This window comes from Novosphingobium sp. KACC 22771 (genome assembly GCF_028736195.1).
Classification (GTDB): domain Bacteria; phylum Pseudomonadota; class Alphaproteobacteria; order Sphingomonadales; family Sphingomonadaceae; genus Novosphingobium.
In genome coordinates this window covers 1,057,972-1,082,437 of sequence record NZ_CP117881.1, presented here as the reverse complement: position 1 = coordinate 1,082,437, position 24,466 = coordinate 1,057,972, and the positions used below count along the sequence as shown (strand labels likewise).

Below are 24,466 nucleotides of genomic sequence, written 5' to 3'. Positions count from 1 at the left end.
TTTCGCCCTCGCCTTCGCTCAGGCGACGCCCAATTCTTTAAGCTTGCCCACCAGCGCATCGACATCGGCGACCTTCACGCCTGCGCTGCGCACCGCCGGTTCGGAAACCTTCAGCACCTTCAGGCGCGGCGTGATATCCACCCCGTAATCACCGGGCGCCTTGGTCTCGAGCTTCTTCGACTTGGCCTTCATGATGTTAGGCAGCGAAGCATAGCGCGGTTCATTGAGCCGCAGGTCGGTCGTCACAATCGCGGGCAGCGTGAGCTTGACCGTCTCCAGCCCGCCATCGACCTCGCGCGTCACCAGCACCGCCTCGCCCTCAACCTCGACCTTACTGGCAAACGTCCCCTGCGGGCGGCCCGTCAAGGCAGCCAGCATCTGCCCCACCTGATTGCTGTCATCGTCAATCGCCTGCTTGCCCAGCACCACCAGTTGCGGGGCCTCCTCGGCCATGATCTTCGCCAAAATCTTCGCCACCGCCAGCGGCTCGACCGTCTCTTCCGTGCTCACCAAGATCGCCCGGTCCGCCCCCATGGCCAGAGCCGAACGCAACGTCTCCTGAGCCTTGGCCGGGCCAACCGACACCACCACAACCTCGGTGGCCACGCCCCGCTCCTTCAAGCGAACAGCCTCCTCCACCGCGATCTCGTCAAACGGGTTCATGCTCATCTTCACATTGCTCAGGTCAACACCCGAACCATCCGCCTTCACACGAGGCTTCACGTTGTAATCAAGCACGCGCTTGATCGGTACCAGCAGTTTCATGAGAGCAACCTTTTCAAAACACACGATCTTAACGACCTGAAAACTCAGGCTTGCGCTTATCGGCAAAGGCGGCGAGCGCCTCGGCGAAATCGTCGGTGCGCCCGGCCACAGACTGGTGATCCCGCTCCACATCCAGCGTCGCATCGAAACCCTGTTCCAGCGCAAAAGCCACCTGTCGGCGAATCAGGCCCATCGCGCGGGTCGGCCCGGCGGCCAGACGCGCGGCCAGCGCCTGCGCCTCGCCCAGCACATCTGCGTCCCCCACGACCCGCGTCACCAATCCGGCCGCCTTGGCCTCATCGGCCCCCATGCGTTCGCCCAGCAGCGCCATTTCCAGCGCCCGCGCCCGCCCCACGCTGCGCGCCACCAGCCATGTCGCGCCCGCATCGGGCACCAGACCGATGTTGACAAAGGCCAGCAGAAGATAGGCGCTTTGGGCCATCACCACGATGTCTCCGGCAAGAGCAAGGCTCATACCCGCCCCGGCGCAGGGGCCGTTCAAGGCAGTCACCACCGGGATGTCCAGCGCCGCCAATTGCCGGGCAAAAGGATTGTAGGCGCTGTCGAGCAGTTCCCCCAGATCCTCCGGCAGGCCATCATAGCCCGCGCCATCCGGGGCAATATCCGCGCCCGAACAGAAGAACCGCCCCTCGCCCGTCAGCACCAGAGCCCGCGCGCCCTGCGCCACGGCGGCGGCCACCGCATCGCCCAATTCCCCGAACATCGCCGGGGTCAGCGCGTTCAATTTCTCGGGCCGATTGAGGGCAATCGTTGCCACATCGCCCGCAAGGCTCGCCGTAATAAAGCGATAATCCGTCATTATGCCACCTTCGCCTTACGGATCGCCCCGGTTGCGCAGACCGGCAGGGTCCGCGCTTTGGGATGCATCCTCTCTCGTACCGACCTGTCGATTATAGACGATGCGGCCGCCCTTTGTCGGGGGCGGCGCGCATTATCCGATCTATGGGTGATCAAGGCGGCACTGTCCATCGGCCCGCGCGGGCGCGATGATCAAGGCGTCAGAAGAAATGGCTCAGAGCGAATTGGCGCGGGCGATCCGGCCCAGCACTCCGGCGCTGGGTTTGGGCGTGCGCTTGAAGGTGGCGCGGTCCAGTTCGCACAGGCCAAAGCGGATGCGATAACCAAACCCCCACTCGTAATTGTCGATCAGGCTCCAGTGGCAATAGCCGATCACCGGCACGCCATCATCCATCGCCTTTTTCAACTCCCTCAGCGCGGCGGGGATCAGATTGGCGCGGATTTCGTCATGCTCGGTGCCCACGCCATGTTCGGTCACCATGATCGGCAAATTCGTTTCGGCATGGGCATAGCGCGCCACCCCCGCCAGCGAGGGCGGATAGACCTCCGCCCCCATCGTGTTGGTGACGGCGCCGGGCGGATTGGGCAGCTTGCCCTTGTCGGTCCACACGCTGCGCTCGTAATTCTGGATGCCGAGGAAATCGCAATCCGTTTTGGCCAGACGCAGCCAGTCGCCATAGAAATGCTCGCGCTTGGCATCGCGCAGGCTGACCGCGCCCTTGGGCAGGCCGGGGGCGGCCTGTTCGTCCAGCATGGCCAGACTGACCCCGACCGGCAGATCACCGCGTACCGCCTTGATCGCGGCGCGGCCCAGCCGGTGGCCTTCGAGCATATGCTTTTGCGTGCGCGCACCATCGCGCGTGTAGAGCGTGTTTCCGGGCTGATATAGGGCCACGCCCAGTTCTTTGGCGGCGGCCTCGACCATCGCCTTGTCTCCGCCTAGCAGATCGCCGGGCAGCAATTCGCCCAGCTTGCCCGCCAGATTGGGCTCATTGAGCGTGGTGGCATAGGCAATGCCGCCCGCCAGATGGCGCGCGGCCCGATCGCAAAAGCGTGCGAACAAGGCGGGCGCATCATCGCCATGCCATCCGCCAAGCGCGGCAAACCAACGCGGCGTGGTGAAATGGTTGAAGGTGACCACCGGCGTCAGGCCGCGCGCATGGCATCCATCAATCATCGCCTTGTAATGATCGAGCATGGCGATGGAAAACATCCCCTGCTCCGGCTCGATCCGCGCCCATTCCAGGCTGAAACGATAGGTGTTGAGGCCGAGGTTTTTGACCAGATCGAGATCGCGCTCCCACAGCAAAAAGCTGTTGGCGGCATCGCCCGAGGGTTCGGCATAGATGGTACCTTTGAGATGCTCAAGAAACCACACGTCCGAGGACGTATTGTTGCCCTCGACCTGATGCGCGGCGGTGGCCGCACCCCACAGGAAGCCTTTGGGGAAGGCCGGATCAAACGGTTTCGCCCGGGCGCCCGCGTGCAGGGCCATGGGAGCAGCGGAAAGGGCGACAGTCGCGCCCAGCATGGCCCTGCGGTCGATCACAGGCTGATCACCTTCTCGTCATTGTTGAAGGAGGGAAACGGCATATAGGAAATGCGCAGACGCTGTTGCAGCGCGAGTCTATGCTCACCCGCCGGGAAACCACCGGGAAGCGCGACCGTGATCGTGGCCGGGGCACCAAAGGGCCAGCGGCGGTCAAAGGCGGTCTCCATCTCGTCCAGCGTCAGCGGGCCGGGGCCTTCGTCAAAGGTGATCGCCGCGCGGGGGAGCGCCTCGCCGTCGATGGACACCTTGAGATCCTCGATCATCGACAGGCCAAGGCCGCGATAATAGCCCAGTTTCGTGGTGAAGGAAAAGCCGGTGGGCGCATCGGCCGGGCCGGTGTTGGCCACGGTGGCGGGGTCAATCGTGTATTTGTCAAACATTCAGGCAAACTCCGCTTCGGCCTTGGCGATCAGGCGTTTGAACATCACATGCTGGCGGCGAACCTGCTCGCGGCTGTCCACTTCATGCACGTCCTGAATCCAGCGGTTGCCTTCATATTCGGACGACAGCGTGCCTTCCCAACCGGCCTTGACCAATTCGGGGATCACCTCGTCATAGGCCAGCGCGGGATCGGTGCAATCCTCGTTCATTTCATAGAACTTGGCCTGAATATGGCGGAAATAGGGGGCAAAATCGCCGATCCGTTTCGGATTGGCATAGGGCGCGTGGCGCAGGGTTTCGGCCATGGCCACCTCGGCCTTGTTGCCCTGCATCTTCACGGCCACTTCATAGATCGTGTATTCGCACATGACCTTCGCCTCGTGCTGGTCGACGATGAACTGGGTCACTTCGGGGCGGGCGCCTTGCCGCTCGAAACGGGCGCGGAAGGCGGGCGGATAATGCTTCATGAAGATGCCCATGTCGGGCAGGATGCCGAGATGCTTCGTGCCAAGGCGATCGGCGACCTCGATCGTGCGCAGGATCCAGGCATGGTCCAGATACCAAGGCGCATGAACCTCGACGCCCATATGCACGTCCAGCTTTTCGGCCATCGGCACACAATTTTCGAGGATGTCGGGGCGCACAAAGATCAGGATGCGCATATTCCTGATGCCCAGGCGATTGCACAGGATGAGGTCGCGGTGGATGCTTTCCACCTGCTCCTCGTCGCTCATCAACCGGTCTTTGCGGCGCTTGGTGTCGAGGAACATGTCATAGCAGGTGAAATGCGCGCCGTGGCGCTCCAGCATGTCCCGCCATTCGCCAACCTGAGTGTCGGTGATGTTCGGGAAGGTCGGCATATTCTGTTCGGGCAGGATTTCGATGCCCGGCGCGCCGATGCCGGCGCCAAAGGCCACGCAATCCTCGACGCTCATTTTGCCAAGGAACATCTCTTCCTGAAAGCTGTAGAGGCTGATGCCCCGCTTGATTTTCGATGTCATGATATCACGCTCCGGTGGGGGCCTGTTTGCGCCCCGAAACAACGATCAGCACCAGCAAGGCGCACGCGAGGCCAAACACCCCGGCGGCCAGGAAAGCGCCCTGCATATGGCCGAAATGCTCGCGCAGCAGGCTGACCAGCAGCGGCGAGGAAAATTGGCCGAAGAAGAAACACGCGGTCCAGATGCCCATGCCGCGCCCGCGATGGGCAAAGGGCAGATTGCTTTGCGCCCAGGCGACAAGGCAGGGAACAGCCATGCCCGCGCCGGTCTGCTGAATGGCCATGCCGACCACCATGCCGCGCCAGTCATGGATCAGCCCCATCACCACCAACCCCGCGCCCAGCAATGCAAAGAGCGCGAACAATTGCCAGCGCGGGCCAAACTTGCCGGTAAACCAGAACACGCCCGCGCCCACCATCACGAACAGGCTGGGGATGCTGGTCATGCGGCCAATGGCGGCGGAGTCCCTGACCCCGATTTCCTGCCACACCAGCCCGCCATTGATGATGAACACATAATAAAGCGCGCTGCCCAGCAGGGTCACGCCCGCATAGGTCAGCACATTGCGCCAGGGGAAAGGCTCGCCCCCCTCGTCCATACCCAGCATCTTTCGCGCCGTCTCGTCGCTGTCCGGTTCATAGAGGAACGCCGCGCTGGCAAGGAAGGCGGGGAAACCGACGGCATAGACAAGGAAGATCCCGTTCCATTGCACCGCGGTCAGATAGCCCGACAGAAAGATCACCGCGCTGCCCAGAAACGGCCCGGCAAGGCCCTGCATGGTCAGCCAGAAGCGGCGGTCCTTCTCGTTCCAATAATCGCCCACCAGCGTATTGAGCGTGGTCAGGATCGCCGCCTCGGCCACGCCAAGGGCCAGGCGCGAGACATAGATCTGGTCAATCGAATCGAGGAAAAAGGGCGCCACGCCCACAAAGCCATAGAGCGCCGTCGACACCAGCAGCAGCCTGCGCCGCCCGAAACGGTCGACCAGCAGCCCGGCGACCAGCGCCAGCAAGGCAATCGTCAGCCCCGGTGCGGACACCATGGCGGGCACTTTGGCAATGGCGGCCGGATCGCGCGCGGCAAAATGCTCGATGATCGCCGGGACAGCCGGAAACATCGAAACAATCGCCACGATCGGCAAAAAGGCCACCGTGACCAGTGTGATGCCCTGTGCGGCACCCGCCTTGCGCGGGGCGATGGATTGGACGGTCAAGTTTCTCTCCCCATGGCGGCCTGCATTGCGGGTTGCCACGAATTTTAATTAGAACTATTGTTCTGAACGGTAATGCGCGATCATGGGCCTTGTCAAGCAGGCCTGCGCGCTTTCATTATTTCCAATTCTGATTTATCGCCTGCCTCATAAGCGATGAAATGGGATGGAATGCGTTTCAAACAGCTCGACCTGAATTTGCTGGTGGTGTTTTCCGCGCTGATGGAAACGCGCAGTGTCACCCGGACCGCCGAGCGCCTCGGTCTGACACAGCCCGCGGCCAGCGCCTCGCTGCGCCGTCTGCGCGCCTATTTCGGGGATGAACTGCTGGTCCAGGTGGGCAAACGGATGCACCCTACGCCCTTTGCCGAATCGCTGTTTCCGCAAATCCAGCGCAGCCTGCAAAGCGTCGAGCAGGCCATCGCCACCCCCGCCGGATTTGATCCGGCCACCTCGACGCGCCGCTTTCGCATCAATGCCTCGGACTATGTGATGGTCGCCGTGCTGGTCGCGCTGGCCGAGCGGATCAGCCTTGCCGCGCCCCACATCCAACTGGAGGTCATGCAGCCAACCGAGCGCAATGCCGACGATCTGGAAGGGGGCCGGTTTGACTTGCTGATCGCGCCGGAACAATTGCTGGCGCCATGGCATCCCTCTGAATTTCTTTATGAAGAGGAGCAGGTCGTGGTCGGCTGGGCGGGCAATCCGCTCTTTGCCTCGGGGCTGAGCGCGGATGAATTCTTTGCCGCAGGCCACGTGGGCGTTGCTCTTGGCACGCGCCGCGCGGCCACCTTTGCCGATACGCAATTGGCCCGCATGGGGCGCCAGCGCCGGATCGACATCGAGGTCGCCTCCTTTGCCAGCGTGCCGTGGTTTCTGCAAAACACGATGCGGCTTGCGGTCTTGCACAAACGGCTGGTGCGCGCGATGATGCCGCAATTCGATCTGGCCTTTGCGCCCATGCCCTTCCCCTTCCCTCGTCTGCGCGAAATGGCGCAGTTTCACGAGGCCCGGCGGGATGACGCCGGACTGGTGTGGCTGCGCGAGCAATTGCGACTGGCGGCGCAGTCCACCTCCTAGGGCCATTACCATAAGTATTGTTTATGGTCATTGATCCAGATAATGACTTTTACAGATTGAACAGAATACGCGTAAATATCTCGGTCAACGCGCCCTTATGGCGCATGGGGAGAGTATATGCGCCATCACTGTGGCGCCGCGCATGAGGCGCGGCCATGAACAATCTCGACATTCTCGTTATCGGCGGCGGCATCGGCGGCCTGACCAGCGCGATTGCCCTGTGCAAGGCGGGCCATAGCGTCACCGTCATCGAACGCGACCCGAACTGGTCGGTGTACGGCGTGGGCATCATTCAGCAGTCGAACGTGCTCTCGGCGGCGCAACAACTGGGCATTCTGGATGGCTATCTGGCCGCAGGCGTGGGTTTTGACGCGGTCGAAATCTTCCTCCCCAACGGTCACAAGGTCGCGCGCATTCCGGGCCATCCGGTGGCGCCGGGTCTGCCCGCCAACATGGGCATCGGCCGCCCCGCGCTGCACAAGCTGCTGGGCGATGCCGCCAAGGATGCGGGGGCGCAGATCCGCCTCGGCATCACCGCCACAGCGATTGAAGACACCGGCGATGCCGTCAATGTCACCTTCTCGGACGGCAGCGCGGGCACCTATGCCTTGGTCATCGGGGCGGACGGCGTCTATTCGCAGACGCGCCAGACCATCATGCCCGATGCGCCCAAACCGCAATTCACGGGTCAGGCCGTGTGGCGCTACAACTTTCCGCGCCCGGCCGATCTGGATGCGCTTCAGGTCTATAACGGCCCCACCGGCGTCGGCTTTGTGCCGATCAGCGCGGATCTGATGTATATGTATGTCACCACGCCCGAGCCGGACAATCCCTACTATCCCAAGGAAGGGATCGCGGCGGCCATGCGCGGCAAGCTGGCCAATACCGCGCCTGCCGTTCAGGCTCTGGCCGAGCAGATCACCGATGACGAAGGCGTCGTCTATCGCCCGCTTGAGGGCATGATGCTCTATGGCGATTGGCATGTGGGCCGGGTCGTGCTGCTGGGCGATGCGGTCCATGCCACCACGCCGCATCTGGGTCAGGGCGCGGGCATGGCGGTCGAGGACAGCATCGTGCTGGCCGACGAGATCGGCAAGGCCGCAACGCCGCAGGAAGCCTTCACCGCCTATCGCAACCGCCGCTTTGAACGCTGCCGCTTCATCGTCGAGAAGAGCCTTGAGATCTGCCACGGCCAGATCGGCAAGGGCCCGCCCGTCGACAATGCCAAGGCGACCTCCGAAATGTTTGCGATGGTCTCGCAGCCCATCTGATTTTCCAAAGGAATTCCCTTCAATGAGCCGAGTTACCGAAATCCGCTATGTGGGCTATGGCGTCACCGATCTGGACGCCGAGGCCGCCTATTACACCGATGTCTGGGGTCTGGAACGCGTGGCCTCCGATGATGGCATGGCCTGGTTCAAGGCGCAGGGTCATGACGAGCACCACGTGGTGCGCCTGCGCGCCAATGACGAAAACCGCATCGATGTGATCGCGCTGGCCACCGACACGCGCGCCGATGTCGATGCCCTTGCCGCCAAGGTTGAGGCGGCGGGCGGCAAGATCGTCCATGCCCCGCGCGAATTGACCACGCCGGGCGGCGGCTATGGCTTCCGTTTCTTCAGCCCCGACGGGCTGCAGATGGAAATCAGCGCCGATGTGGCGCGCGGGGCCAAGCGCGAGATCGCGCGCTGGGAAGGCGTGCCGGTCAAGATCAGCCATATCGTGCTGCATTCGCCCGACCACAAGGCGCTGGTCGCGTGGTTCTGCGATGTGCTGGGCTTCAAGGTCTCGGACTGGCTGGGCGATTTCATGTGCTTCCTGCGCTGCAATTCGGCCCATCACCGCTTTGCCATCCTGCCCGGCCCGGCCTGCCTCAACCATGTCGCCTATGACATGGAAGGCGTGGACGGCATGATGCGCGGCATCCACCGTTTGAAGCAGAAGGATGTCAACATCGGCTGGGGTCCGGGCCGCCACACGGCGGGCGACAACACGTTCAGCTATTTCGTCACGCCCGGCGGCTTTGTCACCGAATATACCGCCGAGTTGGAAGAGGTGGATTTCGAGAACCGCGAGCCCACCGTCTATACCCCCGCGCCCATGGTCATGGACCAGTGGGGCATTGGCGTGGGCGGGCCGCAGACGCTGCCCCATCCGCATGAAAACGCGGGGCTGTTTGTGGCGGTCGAGGCGTGATGCGCGGGCGCGCCCTGCTGGCCTCGGCTCTCGCCCTGATGCCCATGGCCGTGCAGGCGCGCGCCCACACCACCCATCCCACGACCACCGAACGCAATCGCGCCATCATGGCCGATTTCGCGCATAGGTTTTACGATCTGCGCGATGTGCGCGGGGCCTTCATGGATCATGTCGCCCCCGATTACATCCAGCACAACCCCGGCATTCCCGATGGCCGCGAGGCCGCCATTGCCGCGCTGGAGCCGATGTTTGCCCGGCCCGGATCGCGCTTTGTCATCAAGCGCATTCTGGTCGACGGGGATTCTGCGGTAATCCACCTGCATGGCCGCACCGGGCCTGATGGCAATGGCGGGACGGTCGCGGATTTCTATCGGCTCAAGAACGGCCGGATTGTCGAACACTGGGATGTCTTGCAGCCTATCGAAAGCAAGACCATCAACCCGCATCCCTATTTCTGAACGGAACCCCCATCGTGGCGCTATATTCCCCCTTCCCCAACTATATCTGGAACCTCTCGGTCGCCATCGCCCTGGAAAGCGGCGGGCGTATCGGCGAGATCGTCGATATGTGTCAGCCGATCCTTGATGCCGCGGCCGGCGGCGGCGATGCAGGCACGCCCGCTTTTATGAAGCAATGGGCCGCGATGGGCGACAAGCTGATCGAACTTGCCGCCGAGGATGAGGCGCGGGGCCGGGGTTTTTCGGCCAGCGACAAGCTGGAACGCGCCTCGCTCTATCTCTTTGTGGCCGAGCGCATGCAGGGCCATGGCGCACCGGGGCGCAAGGAAACCTATGCCAAGGCGCTCGATGCCTTTGCCCGTTCGACCAAGCTGGGCAGCATCAACCGGGAGCGCGTGGAAATCCCGCTGAGCACCGGCACGATGTCGGCGCTTTACACGCGCGGTGCGGGCGAAGGTCCGCGCCCGGTGGTCGTCTATTGCAACGGTCTGGATAGCTGCAAGGAGCTGCTCTACTGGAGCCGCCTGCCCGAAGCGCTGGCCAGGCGCGGCATTTCCACCCTCTGCGTCGATCAGCCCGGCACCGGCGAGGCGCTGCGTCTTCAGGGCCTGCCGGTTGATCCCCACAGCGAAAACTGGGCGAGCAAGGCGGTGGACTGGCTGGAAACCCAGCCGGATGTCGATCCCAAGCGCATCGGCATGACCGGCATTTCGCTGGGCGGCCATTTCGCCCCGCGCGCGGTGGCCTATGAGCCGCGCTTTGCGTCCGGCGCCTGCTGGGGCGCGAACCACAACTGGCGCGAGGTGCAGGACAAGCGGATGAAGCGCGAGGGCGAAAACCCGGTCCCGCATTACTGGGCGCATGTGATGTGGGCCTTTGGCGCGGAAACGATGGAGGAATTCCTCCAAAAGTCCGAAGCGATGAATCTGAACGGCCATATGGGCGGGGTTCGCGTGCCCTTCCTCGTCACCCACGGCGCACAGGATCGACAGATCAGCGTTTCCTATGCCCACGACTGCTACGATCAATTGGTCAACAGCCCCCGGCGTGAGCTAAAGATCTTCACCGCACGCGAAGGCGGGGTCGAGCATGTCGGCGCCGACAATATGGCCTATGGTCGCGATTACATCGCCGACTGGTTTGCCGAAACGCTGGGGGGTAATGTCGCATGAGCCGTCGTTTTATCGACCTGTCGATCACGCTGTGCAACGATGTGATCACCGATCCGCCGTTTCTCAAGCCGGAAATCACCTATCAGGTGCATGCCGAAACCCTGACCGAACTGGGCCATTTCTTTCCCGGCATCACCGCCGAGCAGACCCCCGACGGGGCCGGTTTCGCCGCCGCCGAATGGGTCAAGCTGACCACCCATTCGGGCACGCATCTGGACGCGCCCTATCATTTCCATCCCACGATGGACGCGGCCAGCGGCGAGGCCAAGCGCTCGCTGACCATCGATGAAATCCCGCTGGAATGGTGTTTCCAGCGCGGGGTGAAGCTCGACTTTCGCCACCTGCCGGACGGCTATGTTGTGACGGCGCAGGATGTCGAGGACGAGTTGAACCGCATCGGGCATGAATTGCAGCCTCTGGACATCGTGCTGGTCAATACGGCGGCGGGCATGGCGGTGGGCAACCCCAACTATGTCAACATCGGCTGTGGCATGGGCTATGAGGCGACGATGTATCTGACCACACGCGGCGTGCGCGTGACGGGCACCGATGCGTGGAGCTGGGACGCGCCTTTTGCCCTGACGGCGGAAAAAGTGGCCGAAACCGGCGATACCTCCCTCATCTGGGAAGGCCACAAGGCCGGGCGCGACATCGGCTATTGCCACCTTGAAAAGCTGCACAACCTTGAGGCCCTGCCCCCGCATGGCTTCACCGTTTCCTGCTTTCCCCACAAGATCAAGGGCGCATCCGCAGGCTGGACCCGCGCCGTGGCCATCATCGAGGAATAATCATGCGCCTTGCTACCTTGCGCAACGGACGCCCCGATGGCGAGCTGGTTGTGGTTTCCGCCGACGGGGCGCGCTATCTGTCCGCGCCGGACCTGAACCTGATTTCGGCCATTGCCGATTGGGACAGAGCGCTGCCCATGCTGGGGCGGCTCTCGGCGCTACTGGAGAATGGCGGCGGCGGGCATCTTGATCCAACGCGGCTGCTCGCCCCCTTGCCGCGTTCGTGGCAATGGCTCGACGGGTCGGCCTTTTCCACCCATGGCGAATTGATGCAGATCGCCTTCAACTCGCCCCCGCACGATACCGACCGCCCCCTTATGTATCAGGGCGTTTCGGACCGGTTTTACGGCCCCAACGACGCGATTCCCCTGCCGTCCGAGGCGGATGGGATTGATTTTGAGGGCGAGTTCGGGGTGATCGTCGATACCGTCCCCATGGGCGTCACGCCCGAGGAGGCGGCAGGGCATATCAAGCTGCTGGTCCAGATCAACGATTGGTCGCTGCGCACCATTGCGCCGGTGGAAATGAAAACCGGCTTTGGCTGGATTCAGGCCAAGCCCCCCTGCTCGATGGCGCCCTTTGCCGTCACGCCTGACGAATTGGGCGCAGATTGGGCCAACGGGCGGATCGGCGCGGACCTTTCCGTCACATGGAACGGCGAGCGTTTCGGCCTGGTGCGCGGGGATCAGATGAGCTTTTCCTTCCCCGAGCTGATCGCCCATGCCGCGCGCAGCCGCGAGCTTGTGGCGGGCACGATCATCGGTTCAGGCACGGTATCCAACGCCGAATATGCGACGCGCGGTTCGGCCTGCATTTCCGAACGCCGCGCCATCGAGATGATTGCGGACGGCAAGCCGACCACCAGCTTCATGCATTTTGGCGACACCATCCGCATGGAGGCGATCACCAGCACCGGCGCCAAGCCCTTTGGCGCCATCGACCAACAGGTCGTGCAGGCCGGTTAAGCGATAATCAGCCGCACCCCCGCGCCGCGCACCATGTCGGCCTGCGCGGGGGTGATGCCGGCGTCGGTAATCAACACGTCCACCTCATCCAGCCCGCAGACAATCACGCCGGAGGATGAAACGAATTTGCTGGAATCGACCAGCAGGATCACCTGTTCGGCGCGATCAACCAGACGGCGTTCGGCGGCGACCAGAATGATGTCATGCTGCATCACGCCCCGCTGGCCCACGGCGGCGGCCCCCATGAACAATTTGGGCGCGTGAAAGCGCGGCATCGAATCCTCGCCCGCCGGGGCCAGGATGATGTTCTGTTCGCGAAACACGCTGCCCGAAGGGACAAGGATGCGCGTGCCTTTCTGCGGCAGCAGGCCGTTGACGATATGGAGCGAATTGGTCAGCACCTGAAGGTCGAGCCCGTCGAGATGCGGGCACATCTGGACCGTGGTGCTGCCCCCGTCGATCATGATGCCCTCGCCCGGTTCGCACAGGGCGGCGGCGGCCCGGCCGATCGCCTGCTTGGCGGCAAGGTTGAGCGTGATCGACTGGTCAAACGGCGTGCCCAGCAAGGCCGCGCCCGAAGGTTCGGCCTCCTCGGCCTCGCTCAGTTTGGCCCCGCCATGGACGCGGACCAGCAACCCCTCGGCCTCCATCCGCGAAAGATCGCGGCGGATCGTGGCGGGCGAGGCATCGAGGCGGCTTTCCAGATCGCGATAGGACACGAAGCCGGATGGGGCCAGCGCTTCGAGAATCAGCCTTTCGCGTTCCGTTGCGTGCATGAATTGTATCGCCCCATCCCCAAATGCTTTTATCCGGCCCGACAGCCTATGCCGTCAAATTCGCGCAAAAGCCATCATACTATCACCCTGCGGCCAACATATTCCCCCCGCCGATCACCACCGTCGCCCCGATCAGCAGGCCGATGCCGCCCCACACCAGCGAGCGCGTGCGGCGCGACGTCCCCAGCCATTCCTTGAGCGCAAAGCCCCAGAGCGTGGAGAACAGGATGATGCTGGCCATATGCAGCGTCCAGCTCGAAAAGCCGTACTTGCCCATCTGGCTTTCGCCCATCGTGTAGAAGAAGAACTGGCCATACCACAGCGTGCCGCCCAGCGCCGCCAGCAGCCAGTTGCGCAGCAAAGGCGCGCGCGGCGCGGCCGCATCGTTGGACGCGCCGACAAATTGCCCAAGGCTGCGGTTCTTCACGATCAGATAGGCGCACCACAAGGCATTGGTGGTCAGCCCGCCCAGCAGCACGACGCAAAGCACCGGCAGACCTTGCGAAAGCGGATCGGTTCCCGCCGCCAGCGTCAGGTCGCGGATCGGCTGGCCAGCGTCCAACCCCCATGCGAAACAGCCCGACATCACGCCCGAAAAACTCGCAATCGCCAGACCCTTTTTCAGGTCGAATTCGGCCACCGCCTCGCCGCCGGGCACTTCGCGCGATTTGGCAGCGCCCCCGCGCGCCACGACGATGATGCCCACCAACGTGATGACAATGCCCAAAAGGGTCAATTGCCCGCTGGTCTTGGCCGCGATTTCTCCAAACGTGCCGTGAAAGATCGGCGGCCCCAGCGTGCCGATCACCGTGGTCAGCCCCAACGCCACCGCCATACCCAGCGACAGGCCGAGATAACGCATGGTCAACCCAAAGGTCAGCCCGCCAAAACCCCACATCACCCCCCAGAACCAGCACCATGCCAGAGTTGCCCGGGGGGCGGCGGCCAGCACGCCAAGCAGATCATTTGTGCGCAGCGAAGCGAACAGCCACGGCGCGATCAGCCAGCTGAACAGCCCGCCCGCCAGCCAGAATACTTCCCAGTTCCACGAACGGATGCGTTTATAGGGCACATAAAAGCTGGCCGAGGAAAAACCCCCGATCCAGTGAAACACCACGCCCAGCGCCGGATTGGGCACCATGAGCCTCTCCCTTGTCGTTGTTTATGCAAGAATATCGCGGTTGATTTGCGAAATGTCGGTGCAGCCCGTCAGCGCCATGGCCACGCGCATTTCCGCCGTGATGATGTCGAGCATTTTCGAAACGCCCGCCTCGCCCTTTGCCGCCAGGGCATAGGACCACGCCCGGCCCAGCAGCACGCCCTTCGCGCCGAGCGCCAGCATCCGCACCACATCCAGCCCCGAACGCACCCCGCCATCGGCCAGCACGGTCAGATCATCGCCCACCGCATCGGCAATCGGCGGCAGGGCGCGGGCGCTGGACAGCACGCCGTCCAATTGCCGCCCGCCATGGTTGGACACGACAATGCCATCGGCGCCCAGCTTGGCCGCCTCACGCGCGTCTTCGGGGTCGAGGACGCCCTTGATGATCAAAGGCCCCTTCCACTCGCTGCGGATGAAATCGAGGTCGCGCCAGTTGATCGAGGGGTCGAAATTGCCCCGCATCCAGGCAAAGAAATCCTCGATGCCGGTATTGCCTTTCAGCACCGGGGCGACATTGCCCAGATGATGCGGGCGGCCCATCACGCCCACATCCCACGCCCATTCGGGCCGCACCATGGCCTGAGCCACGCGCCATGCGGCGCCTTTCAACCCGCCGCTGCCCGCCAAACCGGTGTGGTAATCGCGGTAACGGCTGCCGGGCACCGGCATGTCCACGGTGAAGACCAGCGCGCTGCATTGCGCCACGACGGCCTGAGCCAGCAGATCCTTCATGAAGGCGCGGTCGCGGATCATATAGAGCTGGAACCAGAAAGGCTTGGTCGCCACCGCCGACACTTCCGGCAAGGCGCAGGCCGAAACGGTGGAGAGCGTGAAAGGAATGTCTGCCTTGTTGGCCGCGCGCACGGCCTGACATTCGCCCCGCCGCGCGTTCAGGCCCGCAAGGCCCACCGGGGCCAGCGCCACGGGCAAAGCCTGCTTTGTCCCGAACAGGGTGGTCGACATGTCGATCTTCGACACATCGCGCAAAACCCGCTGGCGCAGCGCCAGATGGGCCAGATCCTCGGCATTCTTGCGCAGCGTCACTTCGCCATAGCTGCCGCCATCCATATATTCGAACAGGAAGCGCGGCAGGCGGCGGCGGGCGGCCTCGCGGAAATCAGCGACGGAAGCGATAATCATCAATTGCTCTCCAGCCGGGCCAGCCAGCGGTTGCGATAGGTGTCGAGATCGGCGTCGAGCGGCTCGATCCTGCGCAATTCACCCTCGGGCATCAGCGCGGGATCGATCAGGCGGATCGCGCCGAAACTGACATCATTATGCGCGCTTCCAACAAAAACCTGTGTCTTGGGGCGCAGCGCGGCCAGCGCGCGGACGAAAACCTCCGCCTCGGCAAAGCGGCCCTCGACCAGCAGGCGTTCGTCCGAGCCGATCAGGTCAAGCGCCTGATCCGCCACCAGCGCGGCATAGAGGCAGGCCCCGGCGCGGCGTTCATACCAATCTTCGGGCTGATTGACCCATTGCCCTTGCGCATCGGGATAAGGCCCGCAGCCCGGCGCCAGCGTGGGCATATGCATCGCGCCCGATGCCAGCACGGCGGGGACGGCGGCCAGCAGATGCGGCTGATCGGGCTTGATATCCACCCGGCGGGTGTCGATCTCGATCAGCGCTTCGATCTCACGCCCGCCCATGAAACGCGCCGAAGGAACGGGCCGCCCATAGGCATCAACATTCACAAGACAATCCCGCGCCTCGGGCAGGTCGGCGGTGGCGATGGGCGTGGCCGCTAAGCGCATGGCAATGAACCATGTGCCGGTGGACAGGACAGTCGCCTCATTGCGGGCGATTTCGGCAAACCCGCGCGCCGCCATCAGCGCCGCATTGGAATCGTGCAGCCCCGCCAGAACGCGCACCGTTTCCGGCAGTCCCGTGGCCGCGGCCAGCGCCGGGCTGATCGTGCCCAGCACATCGCTGGCCTTGACCACCGGGGCAAAACGCCGGTCCCAGCCCTGCCTCTTGGCCAGATCGGACCAGTCGCCCGCATCCGGGTTCCACAGGTCGGAATGACAACCCAGCGAAGTGACCTCACTGGCGGCCACGCCCGAAAGCCACCATGCCCAATATTGTGCCCAAGGCACCAGCGTGGCGCGCGCCATCGCATCGGGATAGAGCCGATCCGCCCACCAGACATGGGCGCCGAAATTCAGCCCTTGCGGCAGGGCGGGCGATCCGGTCTGCGCAAAAGGAGAGCGGGCGGCGCGATAGGCCTCCATTGTGGACGGCGGCGGGGCGGCCTCGTAATCCAGCGGCGAGAAAGCCAGCGCGCCATCAAGGATCGCGGCAAAGCCTGCGCCATGCCCGACCGGCACGATATATTCAACGCCGCTGTCGGCATGGCCGCGCAACACGCCTGTCGCCCAATCGGCAATGCCCGCCGCATCAAGGCGCGCAATGCCGCCTTCCTCGCATTTTGCATTGGGGCGCACCTGACGGTCCAGCAATTGCCCCTCACGCGACCACATGGTGATTTTCGACATCGTCTTGCCGATGTCGATCACGATGGCCCAGCCCTTATGCTCGCAAACCTGTGTCAGAACGCTCTCCCTTGCGCCCGATAGCGCCCTATTCCCGTCCGCGCCGCAAGCGCGAAATCATGCTGCATGTGCGAAATTGATCGTTTGATTGATCGTTTATGATTGTTGAATATCGAATCTGATTGCCAAAGGGAAGCAGATTCGTTAGGAGGCCGATCAAACAGACCCCCATGGGAGCATATCTGCGTGACAAACTCCGCGATTCCTTTTGCCGTCCCCACCAGCCGCTGGGACGACGCCCACGCCGCCACCCTGTCCCCCGAGGAACTGCTGCTCTATCGCTCCAACCTGCTGGGCAGCGATCTGACGGTGACCAACTTTGGCGGCGGCAACACTTCGGCCAAATTGGCTGGCACCGATCCTCTCACCGGTGAAACGGTCGAAGTGTTGTGGGTCAAGGGTTCGGGCGGCGACATCGGCTCGATGAAGCTCGACGGCTTTGCCACGCTTTATCAGGACAAGCTGCTGGGCCTTGAGGCGCATTACACCGGCCCGGAAGATGACGACAAGATGGTCGGCTATCTGCCCCATTGCACGTTCAACCTGAACGGGCGCGCGGCCTCGATTGACACGCCGCTGCACTCGCTGCTGCCCTTTGCCCATGTCGATCACGTTCACCCCGATGCAATCATCGCGCTGGCCGCGTCGAGCGGCGGTGAAGCGGCGGCCAAGGAAATCTGGGGCGGCAAGATCGGTTGGCTGCCGTGGAAGCGTCCCGGCTATACGCTGGGCACGATGCTGCGCGATTATCAGCGCGCCAATCCGGGCGTTCAGGGCGTGATGATGGCCAGCCACGGCATCATCTGCTGGGCCGACAGCGCCAAGGAATGCTATGAGCACACCGTCAGCCTGATTGCGGACGCCGCCAAGTATCTGAACGCCAAGATGGCTGGCAAGCCTGCCTTTGGTGGTCAGGTGGTCGCCCCAAACCCTGATCGCGCCGCGATTGCCGCCGACCTGATGCCCCGCCTGCGCGGCTTTATGACGGGTTCGCGCCGCAAGCTGGGCCATTATTCGGACGATGCCGAAGCGCTCGAATTCGTGGGCAGCGCCAAGTTCGAAGAGCTGGCCGCGCTTGGCACCTCCTGCCCCGACCACTTCCTGCGCACCAAGATCGCGCCGCTGACGCTCGATCCCGCCCGCCTGCAGGATGACGCCTATCTGGCCGAAAAGATCAGCGCCTATCGCGATTTCTACGCCGCCTATTACGAGCGCTGCAAGCGCGCCAACAGCCCCGCCATGCGCGACCCCAACCCGGTGGTGGTGCTGGTGCCCGGCGTTGGCCGCATCACCTTTGCCACCGACAAGACCACCGCGCGTCTGGCCGGAGAATTTTACGGCAATGCCATCAACGTGATGCGCGGGGCCGAGGCCATCGGTGACTATATCGCGCTGGACGAGCAGGAAGCCTTCGACATCGAATACTGGCTGCTCGAAGAAGCCAAGCTGCAGCGTATGCCCGCCCCCAAGCCGCAGGTTGGCCGCGTGGCCTTTGTCACCGGCGGCGCTGGCGGCATCGGTGCGGCGACCGCTGCCCGCTTCCTCAAGGAAGGCGCCTGCGTGGTGCTGGCCGACCGTGACGCCAATGCCGTCGAGGAAGTCCGCGCCGGTTTCGCCAAGCAATACGGCAAGGACGTTGTCCGCGCCGTCACCTGCGATGTCACCGACGAGGCGCAGGTCAAGGCCGCCTTCGACACCGCCGCGCGCGAATTCGGCGGTCTGGACGTGGTGGTCGCCAATGCGGGCATTGCCTCTTCGGCGCCGATCGAACAGACCACGGTGGAACTGTGGGACCGCAACTTTGACGTGCTGGCGCAGGGCTATTTCCTGACCGCCAAGCACGCCTGGGGCTTGATGAAGCGCAACAAGGATCTGGGCGGCACCAGCCTCGTGTTCATCGGTTCGAAGAATGCCGTGGCCGCCGCTGCTGGCGCCAGCGCCTATGCCAGCGCCAAGGCGGCTGCCAACCACCTTGGCCGCTGTCTGGCGCTGGAAGGCGCGGGCGAAGGCATCCGCGTCAACATCGTCAATCCCGATGCCGTCATCAAGGGCAGCAAAATCTGGGACGGCGACTGGCGCAAGGAGCGCGCCGCCTCGAACAAGATTGACGCGGGCGAGGAACTCGAAGCCCATTACCGCAACCGTTCGATGCTCAAGCGCGACGTGCTGCCCGAGGACATTGCCGAAGCGGCCTATTTCCTTGGCAGCGATGCCTCGGCAAAGTCGACCGGCAACATGATCAATGTGGACGCGGGCAACGTTCAGGCCTTCACGCGCTAAGTTCAGGTTTGGGAGAGGATATCATGAGCAATCTGCCGATTTCCGCCGATCTGATCGCGGAACATAACGCCAAGGGGCTTGAGGCCCTGCATGAGGATTACGAAGCGCTGGGCCGCAAGCTGGCGCGCACCGGGATCGATATTGACGCGATCAAGCGTCGCGTGGCCGGTTTCTCGGTGGCCGTCCCTTCTTGGGGCGCGGGCCGCGGGGGCACGCGTTTCGCCAAATTCCCCATTCCGGGCGAGCCGACCAATATCCACGAAAAGCTGGAGGACTGCTCGGTCATCAACCAGCTTTCCACGGTGACGCCGCGCGTCTCGCCGCATTTCCCGTGGGACAAGGTTGCCGACTACAAGGCCCTGCGCGAGGAAGCCTTGCAGCTCGGCCTAGGCTGGGACGCGGTGAACAGCAACACGTTTCAGGATCAGGTGGGTCAGGCGCACACCTATGCCAATGGCTCGCTTTCCTCGCAGGATGCCGGTGCGCGCCAGCAGGCCGTCGAGCATAACATCGAATGCATCGAAATCGGCCAGCAGCTTGGCAGCAAGGACCTGACCGTCTGGGTCGGCGACGGCACCAATTTTCCGGGCCAGCAGGATTTCGCCCGCAGCCTCGACCGTTACCTCGATGCCGCATCGCAGATCTACGCCGCGCTGCCCGGCGACTGGCGGATGCTGCTTGAACACAAGATGTTTGAACCGGCCTTCTATTCGACCGTCATTTCCGACTGGGGCAGCTCGATCCTCGCCGCCCAGACGATTGGCGAGCGTTGCAAGTGCCTCGTTGACCTTGGCCACCACGCGCCCAACGTCAACATTGAACAGATCGTGGCCCGCCTCCATCGCTTTGGCAAGCTGGGCGGTTTCCACTTCAACGACAGCAAGTATGGCGACGACGATCTGGACAGCGGCTCGATCAACCCGCACCAGTTGTTCCTCGTGTTCAACGAGCTGGCCGAGGCCGAAGCCAATCCGCGCGATGGTTTCAACCCGTCCTATATGATCGACCAGTCGCATAATGTGACCGATCCGATCGAATCCATGCTGTCCTCCGCCGAAGCGATTGCCGCCTGCTTTGCCAAGGCGTCGCTGGTGGACCGCGCCGCGCTGCATGGCGCACAGGAAGCCAATGACACGATGATGGCGTTCCAGGCCCTGCGCCGCGCCTATAATGTCGATGTGGCCCCGATCCTGGCCATGGCCCGCGTGGAGGCGGGCGGCGCGATTGACGTTCTTGCCGCCTATCGCGCGAGCGGATACCGCGCGCGCAAGGCGCAGGAGCGCAAGCCCGTGGGCCTTGGCGCCGGGATCGTATGATCCGCGCTTTTTGCGATTGACCTGAATGCAGCGCCCGTGGACTGTCTCCCCCAGAGAGACGGCCGCGGGCGTTTTTGCTTGAACTACAAAACCCTGCCTCATTATCAGACCACTTCTCGGGGGAGATGTAAAATCATGGCCACCAAGCCTTTTGTCCGCGCGCTCCGTCTTGCGCTGATCGCCGCCTGCGCGCCGATTGCCCTGCCTGTAGTTGCAGAGCCCGTTCATGCGCAAACCGCGCCTGATCTTGAAACCCAGTTCCGCGATCCGCCCTCCGAGGCCCGCCCGCGCGTGTGGTGGCATTGGATGAACGGCAACATCACCAAGGACGGCATCGCCAAGGACATGGCGTGGATGAAGGCGGTGGGCATCGGCGGCCTGCAAAACTTCGACGTCAATCTCAACACGCCGCAGGTTGTGGACAAACGCCTCGCCTACATGACCCCGGAGTGGAAGGACGCCTTCCGCTTTGCCGCGCAGGAGGCCGAGCGTCAGGGGCTGGAACTGGCCATCGCCGCCTCGCCCGGCTGGAGCGAGACGGGCGGGCCATGGGTCAAGCCCGAAGACGGGCTAAAGAAACTGGTGTGGAGCGAGACCACCGCCGCGCCGGGCAAACTTTTCAAGAGCCGCATTCCCGCCCCGCCCTCGGTCACCGGCCCGTTTCAGGGCATTGCCAAGCAGCCCGCCTTTGACGACATCGCCAGCGGCCACAAGCCCGAACCCGTGCCCGCCTATTATGGCGATGTCGCCGTGCTGGCCATGCCGGTGGCGACCGCATCGGCGCCCGCGCCCAAGGCCAGCATTGAGGGCAAGCCGGTCGATGCCGCCGCGCTTTTCGGCGGTGATCTTGCCGGTGTTGCGGTTCCGCGCGGCAGGCCGGATGCGCCGGGCAGCATCGTCTATGCCTATGACGCGCCCCAGACGATGCGCAGCGCCACAGTCTTTGTGCCCGGCGCCAAAGTGATGTTTCGCGGCGCCACCGTCGATCCCGTGCTGGAGGCGAGCGACGATGGCCGGAGCTGGCGCGAAATCGCCCATTTCACCGTCGCCGATGTGCCCAGCACGGTCAGCTTTGCGCCGGTCTCGGCCAAATTCTTTCGCCTTGTGCTCCATCCGCTGACATCTTCTTCGTCCAATATGGGCGCGCCCGCGCCGGGCGTGGAAATCCCCGGCCTGTTCGCCATGCTGGGCGGAGGCGACAAGCCCTGGCAATTGGGCCAGTTCCGCCTTTCGTCCGAGGCAAAGGTGGATCAGGCCGAAACCAAGGCGGGCTTTGCGCTGGCGCATGATTATTATGCGCTGGCCAATCCGGCCGATGGCGCGATGGGCGCGGCCGCCTCGCAGGTGGTCGATCTGTCCGCGCTGATGCAGGCCGACGGTTCACTGGAATGGAAGGCCCCCGCCCTGCCCAAGGGTCAGCAATGGCGGATCATCCGCCTCGGCTCCTCGCTGCTGGGCACCACCAACCACCCCGCCCCGCCCGAGGCCACCGGCCTTGAGGTGGACAAGTTCGATGGCGATGCGGTGGGCCGCTATATGGACCATTACCTTGGCATGTATCGCGATGCCGCCGGGGCCGACATGATGGGCGCGCATGGCGTGCGCGCGATCCTGACCGATTCCATCGAGGTGGGCGCGGCCAACTGGACGCCCAAGATGCTGGCCCGGTTCAAGTCCTTGCGCGGCTATGACGCAACGCCTTTCCTGCCCGCGCTGACGGGCGCGCTGGTGGGCAGCCGCGAGGAGAGCGACAGGTTCCTCTATGACTGGCGCCGCACGCTGGCCGATCTGATGGCCTCCGAGCATTACGGCACTGTGGCGGCCAAGGCCCATGCGGCGGGCCTGAAGGTCTATGGCGAGGCGCTGGAGGATCACCGCCCCAGCCTGGGCGACGATATGTCGATGCGCACCCATGCCGATATTCCGATGGCCGCGCTTTGGACCTTCACGCAAAAGGACGGGCCCAACCCCTCCTATCTGGCCGATATGAAGGGCGCGGCCAGCGTCGCGCATATCTATGGGCAAAATCTGGTGGCGGCCGAGAGCATGACCTCGGCGCTCAACTATTGGGCCGATAGTCCGCGCACGCTCAAGCACGTAATCGACACCGAATTTGTCACGGGCGTCAACCGCCCCGTGGTCCACACCAGCGTCCACCAGCCGGTCGATGACAAGGTGCCCGGCCTCTCGCTGCTGATCTTTGGCCAGTTCTTCAACCGGCACGAGGCATGGGCGCCGCTGGCGAAAACATGGGTCGATTACCTCTCGCGCAATTCGCTGATGCTGCAAAACGGGCGCAATGTGGCCGATGTCGGCTATTTCTATGGCGAGGAAGCCCCGCTGACGGGCCTCTATGGCGACAAGCGCGTGGCGGATGCGCCCAGCACCCATGCCTATGACTTCGTCAATTTCGACGCTCTGGTGGGCGCCTTGCGCAATGACGGGGCCGAGATCGTCTCCAAGGGTGGGGCGCGTTACCGGGCGCTGTATCTGGGCGGGTCGTCGCGGCGGATGACTCTGGCGGCGCTGCACCGGATCGCCGCTCTGGCCGAAGGGGGCGCGACGATCATCGGTCTGGCGCCCGAGGGCACGCCCAGCCTTTCGGACAAGGACAGCGCCGATTACAAGGCGCTGGTGGCGCGCCTGTGGCCTGCGGGCGGCGAGGCCAATGTGGGCAAGGGCCGCGTGATCGCCAGTGGCGATGTCGAAGCGGCATTGACCAAGGCGGGCGTCGGTTCCGATTTCCGCATGGTCGGCGCGGCGGCGGATGCCGAGGTGCCCTTCCTCCACCGGCGCTGGGATTCGGGCGACAGCTACTTCCTTGTGAACCGCAAGGAACGCGACGAGAGTTTCGAGGCCCATTTCCGCGTCACCGGCAAGGCGCCCGAATTGTGGCACGCCGAAACCGGCACGTTCGAGCCGGTCAGCTATCGCATCGTCAATGGCGAGACGGTGATCGCCATGTCGCTGGCGGGGGAGGAATCGGTGCATGTCGTGTTCCGCAAGCCCGCGCCTGCCGATGGCATGATGATCAAGAAGCTGGTGCCCTCGCCGCTGTTCACGCTGGAGGGCGCGTGGAATGTCGCGTTCCAGCCGGGGCGCGGCGCTCCGGCCAGCGCGGTGCTGCCGGTGCTCAAGCCCTTGAATGAAAACGCCGATGCCGGGATTGCCCATTTCTCGGGCGTGGCCACCTATGCCAAGGATTTTGCCGCGCCCAAGGGGTGGAAGGCGGGCCAACCGCTCTGGCTCAACCTTGGCGATCTGCGCGAGGTGGCGCAGGTCAGCGTCAATGGCAAGGATGTCGGCATGGTCTGGCACGCGCCCTATCGGGTGGACTTGTCGGGCGCGGTAAAGGCGGGCAAGAACCACATCGAGGTTCGCGTGGCGAACCTGTGGATCAACCGCCTGATCGGCGACAAGCAGCCGGGAGCCAAGCCTGTGACCTTTACCACCATGCCCACCTATCGCGCTGATGCGCCGCTGCGCGCCTCGGGCCTGATCGGTCCGGTGTTGATCGAAGGGCAGGCGAAATGAACTCAGCGGCCTATATCCGCCGCGAAACCGGCGTGAGCATCGTGATCAACACGATGCTCACGCTGGGCTTCTTCCTTGCCGCCTTTGGGCGCGGCGGGGCGGCGGTGCCGGTGTGGGGCGTCGGGGCCTATGTGTTCGATTTTGTGCCGCAGGGTTTTATGATCGGGCTGATGGCTTCGTTGGTCCCAGGCGCGCTGGCGGGCAAGGCGCTGCGCAGCGGGCGGGTGGCGGCGGTTGATGCGCCCTCGCCTTTGCCCTCGGGCCTGCTTGTCCGCTCGCTGCTGATGGCGGTGTGCGGCGCGGGGGCCGGGGTGGCGATCTCTGGCGGCCTGCTTTTCGCGCTGGGGCTGGAGCAATTGCCTTGGGGGCTCGCGCTGGCGGCCAAGCTGGTCTGGGCGGTGGTGCTGGCCGCTCTCGTCACGCCTGCGGGCCTGCGGGCGGCATTGGCGCGGGGCTGAT

The 24,466-nt window shown here is 63.9% G+C and carries 21 protein-coding genes; 11 read left to right on the top strand and 10 right to left on the bottom strand.

What is annotated here, in order from left to right; all coding sequences use genetic code 11:
• Positions 1–18 precede the first annotated feature (18 nt).
• The 6 genes from PQ467_RS04775 to PQ467_RS04750 form a co-directional block, all read right to left on the bottom strand.
• A complete protein-coding gene (locus PQ467_RS04775) occupies positions 19–765 on the bottom strand; it encodes an electron transfer flavoprotein subunit beta/FixA family protein (protein WP_274175406.1) in 747 nt (248 codons plus the stop codon).
• A gap of 28 nt (positions 766–793) precedes the next feature.
• Positions 794–1,585 (bottom strand): enoyl-CoA hydratase-related protein, encoded by a 792-nt coding sequence (locus PQ467_RS04770; RefSeq protein WP_274175405.1) that lies wholly within the window; start codon positions 1,583–1,585, stop codon positions 794–796.
• A 213-nt stretch (positions 1,586–1,798) separates the two neighbouring features.
• On the bottom strand, positions 1,799–3,133 hold the full coding sequence (locus PQ467_RS04765) for a glycoside hydrolase family 1 protein (RefSeq protein WP_274175404.1): 1,335 nt from the start codon (positions 3,131–3,133) through the stop codon (positions 1,799–1,801).
• A complete protein-coding gene (locus tag PQ467_RS04760; protein WP_274175403.1) occupies positions 3,130–3,516 on the bottom strand; it encodes a C-glycoside deglycosidase beta subunit domain-containing protein in 387 nt (128 codons plus the stop codon). The genes PQ467_RS04765 and PQ467_RS04760 overlap by 4 nt, the downstream gene beginning before the upstream one ends.
• Positions 3,517–4,518: a sugar phosphate isomerase/epimerase family protein gene (locus tag PQ467_RS04755; protein WP_274175402.1), complete on the bottom strand. Its 1,002-nt coding sequence runs from the start codon at positions 4,516–4,518 to the stop codon at positions 3,517–3,519.
• A 4-nt stretch (positions 4,519–4,522) separates the two neighbouring features.
• Positions 4,523–5,731 carry an MFS transporter gene (locus PQ467_RS04750; RefSeq protein ID WP_274175401.1) on the bottom strand — a complete coding sequence of 403 codons (1,209 nt, stop codon included), beginning with the start codon at positions 5,729–5,731 and terminating at the stop codon, positions 4,523–4,525.
• Between the two features lie 168 nt (positions 5,732–5,899).
• Here PQ467_RS04750 and PQ467_RS04745 point away from each other — a divergent pair, with 168 nt between their 5' ends.
• The 7 genes from PQ467_RS04745 to PQ467_RS04715 all read left to right on the top strand — a co-directional run bounded on the left by PQ467_RS04745 (position 5,900) and on the right by PQ467_RS04715 (position 12,387).
• Positions 5,900–6,808 (top strand): LysR family transcriptional regulator, encoded by a 909-nt coding sequence (locus PQ467_RS04745; RefSeq protein WP_274175400.1) that lies wholly within the window; start codon positions 5,900–5,902, stop codon positions 6,806–6,808.
• 155 nt (positions 6,809–6,963) lie between these two features.
• Positions 6,964–8,079, top strand: coding sequence for an FAD-dependent oxidoreductase (locus tag PQ467_RS04740; RefSeq protein WP_274175399.1), 1,116 nt, complete (start codon positions 6,964–6,966; stop codon positions 8,077–8,079).
• A 22-nt stretch (positions 8,080–8,101) separates the two neighbouring features.
• Complete coding sequence (locus PQ467_RS04735) at positions 8,102–9,004, top strand: VOC family protein (protein ID WP_274175398.1); 903 nt, start codon at positions 8,102–8,104, stop codon at positions 9,002–9,004.
• Positions 9,004–9,462, top strand: coding sequence for a nuclear transport factor 2 family protein (locus PQ467_RS04730; RefSeq protein WP_274176090.1), 459 nt, complete (start codon positions 9,004–9,006; stop codon positions 9,460–9,462). The genes PQ467_RS04735 and PQ467_RS04730 overlap by 1 nt, the downstream gene beginning before the upstream one ends.
• Before the next feature lie 14 nt (positions 9,463–9,476).
• Positions 9,477–10,634, top strand: coding sequence for an alpha/beta hydrolase family protein (locus tag PQ467_RS04725; protein ID WP_274175397.1), 1,158 nt, complete (start codon positions 9,477–9,479; stop codon positions 10,632–10,634).
• Positions 10,631–11,422, top strand: a complete 792-nt coding sequence (locus tag PQ467_RS04720; RefSeq protein WP_274175396.1) for a cyclase family protein — start codon at positions 10,631–10,633, stop codon at positions 11,420–11,422. Before PQ467_RS04725 ends, PQ467_RS04720 begins: the two co-directional genes overlap by 4 nt.
• 2 nt (positions 11,423–11,424) lie before the next feature.
• Positions 11,425–12,387: a fumarylacetoacetate hydrolase family protein gene (locus tag PQ467_RS04715; protein WP_274175395.1), complete on the top strand. Its 963-nt coding sequence runs from the start codon at positions 11,425–11,427 to the stop codon at positions 12,385–12,387.
• Here the strand turns inward: PQ467_RS04715 and PQ467_RS04710 are convergent.
• From PQ467_RS04710 to PQ467_RS04695, 4 genes are all read right to left on the bottom strand, one after another.
• Positions 12,384–13,163, bottom strand: coding sequence for a DeoR/GlpR family DNA-binding transcription regulator (locus PQ467_RS04710; RefSeq protein WP_274175394.1), 780 nt, complete (start codon positions 13,161–13,163; stop codon positions 12,384–12,386). The genes PQ467_RS04715 and PQ467_RS04710 overlap by 4 nt on opposite strands.
• A gap of 82 nt (positions 13,164–13,245) precedes the next feature.
• Positions 13,246–14,304 carry an L-rhamnose/proton symporter RhaT gene (gene rhaT, locus PQ467_RS04705; protein ID WP_274175393.1) on the bottom strand — a complete coding sequence of 353 codons (1,059 nt, stop codon included), beginning with the start codon at positions 14,302–14,304 and terminating at the stop codon, positions 13,246–13,248.
• A gap of 21 nt (positions 14,305–14,325) precedes the next feature.
• Positions 14,326–15,465: an FMN-dependent L-lactate dehydrogenase LldD gene (lldD, locus tag PQ467_RS04700; protein WP_274175392.1), complete on the bottom strand. Its 1,140-nt coding sequence runs from the start codon at positions 15,463–15,465 to the stop codon at positions 14,326–14,328.
• Positions 15,465–16,841 (bottom strand): FGGY-family carbohydrate kinase, encoded by a 1,377-nt coding sequence (locus PQ467_RS04695; RefSeq protein WP_274175391.1) that lies wholly within the window; start codon positions 16,839–16,841, stop codon positions 15,465–15,467. The genes lldD and PQ467_RS04695 overlap by 1 nt, the downstream gene beginning before the upstream one ends.
• A 222-nt stretch (positions 16,842–17,063) precedes the next feature.
• Between PQ467_RS04695 and PQ467_RS04690 the strand changes: the two genes are divergently transcribed.
• The 4 genes from PQ467_RS04690 to PQ467_RS04675 all read left to right on the top strand — a co-directional run bounded on the left by PQ467_RS04690 (position 17,064) and on the right by PQ467_RS04675 (position 24,465).
• On the top strand, positions 17,064–19,157 hold the full coding sequence (locus PQ467_RS04690) for a bifunctional rhamnulose-1-phosphate aldolase/short-chain dehydrogenase (RefSeq protein WP_274175390.1): 2,094 nt from the start codon (positions 17,064–17,066) through the stop codon (positions 19,155–19,157).
• A 23-nt stretch (positions 19,158–19,180) separates the two neighbouring features.
• On the top strand, positions 19,181–20,473 hold the full coding sequence (gene rhaI, locus PQ467_RS04685) for an L-rhamnose catabolism isomerase (RefSeq protein WP_274175389.1): 1,293 nt from the start codon (positions 19,181–19,183) through the stop codon (positions 20,471–20,473).
• Positions 20,474–20,608: 135 nt separating this feature from the next.
• Positions 20,609–24,007: a glycosyl hydrolase gene (locus PQ467_RS04680; protein WP_274175388.1), complete on the top strand. Its 3,399-nt coding sequence runs from the start codon at positions 20,609–20,611 to the stop codon at positions 24,005–24,007.
• Positions 24,004–24,465 (top strand): hypothetical protein, encoded by a 462-nt coding sequence (locus PQ467_RS04675; protein ID WP_274175387.1) that lies wholly within the window; start codon positions 24,004–24,006, stop codon positions 24,463–24,465. Before PQ467_RS04680 ends, PQ467_RS04675 begins: the two co-directional genes overlap by 4 nt.
• Position 24,466 lies beyond the last annotated feature (1 nt).